Raw genomic sequence first — 4,200 nt, 5'->3', positions numbered from 1 at the left:
CCTTTTGCTGGAGAATTTAATAATGTATTAAACGAAAGCAGGATATTAATTATGCCTTTAATTATGCTAGCCATTTTCAGCAGTTTAGTTGTGGTGCTTTTTAAATTTTTTCAATGGTCCATTATGGACATCGTGACCCCATTTGCTATGCCCTTCCTTTGGCTGATGGTATATGGGTTTTTCACAGTTGTGACAATCATTTCTTCCATCAGATTCTTTAAGACGAAACAATGGAGACCAGTTTTGGTCCAGCTGTTCACTGTTTTATTATTATTCTTTTTCCCTTTCAATAAAATTGTATTGGACTTGGAGTTTCACGCTAATAAATCTGAGCGTGAAGAAGTCGTTACTCTCATAGAGAAAGAGGTTATTAAGCCCAATGTAGCTCATAATGAGTCTTTAATCCTCTTACCTGAAGAATATCGCAGTCTATCAAAAGGGGGAGGAGAGGTCATTGTGGAAGATGGATCCGTATTTTTTTTCACATTTCGTGGTATTCTCGATAACTTCTCTGGCTTCGTCTACTCTCCTGCGGACGCTAAACCTAGACAAGGAGACTTCGGGGGAGATTTTAAAGAAATTGTAAATTTGGAGAAGCATTGGTATTTTGTTGGATCGTTCTAGAACGATAAAAGGAGTTTTTGGAAATGGAAATGACAGCTAAAATCGAGGAACTTATGAATAGGATTAAGCTTGATGAGTATTGGCCTGAATTTAGGTCAGTGGCTTATGCACTTTACAATACTGATGAGGTTCATTTGGTCAACCATCCATACACAAACTTTCAAACTCAAACAATTCCATCAGAGCCAGTTTTCAATGGTGCAGATACAGTGATTCTTTATCACAATCACCCAACTGCCATAGTTAATCTGGAACGCTATGAAACATTCGAAAGTCTCTATCCTATTCTTGTGCATGAATTATTTCATGGATATCAATATTTATATGGGGAAAAGAGATTTCCTGACGAGCTAATGGGCAGTCAGTACCCTTTAATGGCTGAAAATATTGAATTAAGGGGTCTGGAAAGAGAGCAGCTTTATTCAGCGGTCTTGACTAATAGCCAGGAAGCCCTTAGTAACTTTATCGCATTGCGTGAAAAAAGAAAGGCGTTGATCGGCAAGTATGCTGACTATGAATGTTTAATAGAAAGTGTTGAAGGAACCGCATGGTATGTAGAGTTTCTCGCCAGCATGAAAATCTCAGGTCTCCCCAATGAGAAAATTTTAGAAAAATACAGTCCCTACCTTTTGAATCGTCTTGAATCCAACCTGAATATCAGGCGAAGTGGATATGGTTCCGGAATGTTTATGTGTTTATATCTGGATACTACAGCTGGTGACTGGAAGCATAAATTTGTTGAATCTGATTTAACTTTGTATGAATTTTTAAAAGAAAATATTGAATGGCACAGGCAATCTGTTTCTGATGAGATTCAGGTGAATCAGGAAACGTGGGAGCTAATCAATTTAATCAAGTCTAATCGGATAAAAAAATTCAAAGAATTTGAGGAGCAAGGAATCTATTCTCTTATTATTGAAGGAAAATTCGATTCAATTTATTTTGACCCAATAAATATGATTACATTTGAAAATAAGACCTTGCATCAATACCTGCGAGTAATGGCTGGAAACAGAGAGTATATTTTTACGCAGCCAGTTATCACTATTTTTAAAGACCAATTCAAAGACGTATTTCGACTGCACCTCAGGATGAAAAATAAACCAAAGATCAGTAACAGCGGCTTAATTATTGAGGATGTCGGCGAAATCTCCGGTGACATGATTGAATGCGGTAACGATTTTACCATTAAAATATAAGCTGGATTTAGCAGGAAGGCTGAGACTTCCTGCTTTTGTTTGTTAAAAGTGCCAAAAAATAAGGTAGTTTGTCTCAGGTCGTTTTCCCTCTTCGCTCCCGTCTAACTAGGTGAAAAGAACGGTTTATTTTTATATTCAACAAAAACCGACAAAAAAAGGTTTAAAAGTCAGAATGCTATCCATGAATAATCCAATATTGAAAGGAGGTGAAAGGATGCACTTCCGAAAATTGATTATTACTGGATTTATTGCTGGCACGGCTATATTTTTACCAGACCTTGCTTTTGCTGAAAAAGCTCCAGATACAGATAAGCGAGAACAACATGCGGCTGTCGTACAGGAAAAATTGCCAGTCCAAGCTGAAAAGTCTAAAGCTGTTGAAAAAACTACAGTTGAACCTGATGTAAAAAAACAGCCGACTGAAAGGAAACCTGTAATAGAAAAGCCAGTTCAGGCAAAGGATGTTGTAAAAGCTCCTAAGGCTAAGCAGCCAACTGGAAAACCTATTGCCTCTTTAAATAGAAGCGAGAAGGCTGCCAAGACGCTATTGCCTAAAAAGGTTTCTGGACAAAAGCAAGTCTTAGTGAAAAATACATCAAAGCCTAAGCCCAGCAATACGGAAGACAAAAAAGCTGCTGTGAAATCCATACATATTGAAAGTGAAGATGTGAAAGAAAAAAAACTTCTATCACCCGGATTGAAGGATAAGGTGGAATCTTCTCAGGATATTGCCAAAAAGCCGGTCTCGAAAATGAAACCTGCTGCTCAGGCAAGTGTACAAAAACCTCCAATAAAACGAGATGAACCTGTTCCCTCTAAAAAAGAGAGGTATCCAAAACAAGATAACCTGCCTAATCCTCCATCACGTACGAAGACTTCAGGGGGGCCTTCAAGTGACCGGACCAGTAATGGAAGTACCAGCACAAGCTTTTTTGATAAGTGGTTCATATGGGATCAAGATTTTAATCTGATTCTTACCCAGCCATTTTCATCCCGAGCTTCTATTTTTAGAAGCCAGTGGGTCAATGCCCCTCCATCACCGCCACCGATTGCAGCTCCTGTTTTTTTACCGTATACCGACGCGATTTGCCACGGATAACGATATTAAAAAGGGAGCGAATAATAAAAATGAATAATTATATGAATGGAACTAAAGTTGTTAAATCTTTTATGTTAGCTGGAGTATTGTCTATTGGAGTATTGACAGGCGGGCACTTTACCCAAGCTGCCGGACCAGAAAAAGTGAAAGTAGAACAATCTCACTCCGTTAAACCAGTGCAAGTGAAAACTGTAAACACGAAGAAAGCTGCAGTAAAAGCAACTCCTGCCGTTCCAGCCAAGCCTGCTGTAAAGGCTCAGCCAAAAGCAGAACCTAAACTTGAGACGAAAGAAAAAGCAGTGAAATCTCAGGCTAGCGTACATGCAAGTGAAACAGCTAAAAAACACGCTGCACCAAATGCAGCTGTTCACGCACCAATCAAGCAAGCACCTGCTGAAGAAACAACTACTGAAGAAGTAGTAGTTCAAGAACCAGCGGTCGAAGATGTGGTGGAAGTTGAACCAGTTGTAGCAGAGGAAGTTGCTGCTGATACTGAATCTAAAGAAACTACTGACATTGAAAATGATGCAAAAGCAAAGAAAGATGAAGATGAAGATCTTGATACAACTGCTGATTTGAAAAAGGAAGATGACGAAGATACAGAAGATGATTCTGATTTTAAAGACATCGACCTTCAGAAAGACGCAACTGTAAAAACTGAAGACGAAGATGAAAATGACTCTGATTCTAAGGACATCGACCTTGAGAAAGACGCGACTGTGAAAACTGAAGATGAAGATGAAAATGACTCTGATTCTAAGGACATCGATCTTGATTCAGATGCAACTGTAAAAACTGAAGATGAAGATGTTGTAACTACAGAAGATGAAACTGATGAAGAAAAAGTAAACCCTTCTGCAGCTAACAAAATCAATTCTCAAGGTTACGAGAATTCAAGTGAAAACGCTAAGTTGCACGCTGCTGCTAACTCTGCTGTTCTTGCTGAAGAAGTTTCTGAAGAAACTCCTGCTGAAGAAGTAACTGACGAAGTTGCTACTGAAGACGTTGTGACTGATGAAGTTGCGACTGAAGACGTTGTAACTGATGAAGTTGCTGCTGAAGATGTTGTAACTGATGAAGTTGCTGCTGAAGATGTTGTAACTGATGAAGTTGCTACTGAAGATGTTGTAACTGATGAAGTTACTGCTGAAGACGTTGTGACTGATGAAGATGCTACTGAAGATGTTGTGACTGATGAAGTTGTGACTGATGAAGTTGCTACTGAAGATGTTGTGACTGATGAAGTTGTGACTGATGAAGTTGCTACTGAAGATGTTG

General features: G+C 38.9%; 4 protein-coding genes. All 4 read left to right on the top strand.

The window, feature by feature from the left end; translation table 11 throughout:
- On the top strand, window positions 1-624 hold a 624-nt coding region (locus tag WB217_RS01275; protein ID WP_423989906.1), incomplete at its 5' end, for a hypothetical protein.
- Between the two features lie 23 nt (window positions 625-647).
- Window positions 648-1,823 (top strand): hypothetical protein, encoded by a 1,176-nt coding sequence (locus WB217_RS01270; RefSeq protein ID WP_423989904.1) that lies wholly within the window; start codon window positions 648-650, stop codon window positions 1,821-1,823.
- 214 nt (window positions 1,824-2,037) lie between these two features.
- The gene (locus tag WB217_RS01265; RefSeq protein ID WP_423989902.1) at window positions 2,038-2,922 is read left to right on the top strand and encodes a hypothetical protein; all 885 of its coding nucleotides are present in this window, start codon (window positions 2,038-2,040) and stop codon (window positions 2,920-2,922) included.
- Between the two features lie 29 nt (window positions 2,923-2,951).
- The coding region (locus WB217_RS01260) for a hypothetical protein (protein ID WP_423989900.1) at window positions 2,952-4,200 on the top strand (1,249 nt) is incomplete at its 3' end.

This window comes from Mesobacillus sp., assembly GCF_049588175.1.
GTDB lineage: Bacteria > Bacillota > Bacilli > Bacillales > Cytobacillaceae > Mesobacillus.
This window is presented reverse-complemented; position numbering and strand designations above follow the sequence as displayed.

Coding starts and splice junctions, on each gene's coding strand:
- WB217_RS01270 (WP_423989904.1), top strand. CDS start 648: ATGGAAATGACAGCTAAAATCGAGGAACTTATGAATAGGATTAAGCTT.
- WB217_RS01265 (WP_423989902.1), top strand. CDS start 2,038: ATGCACTTCCGAAAATTGATTATTACTGGATTTATTGCTGGCACGGCT.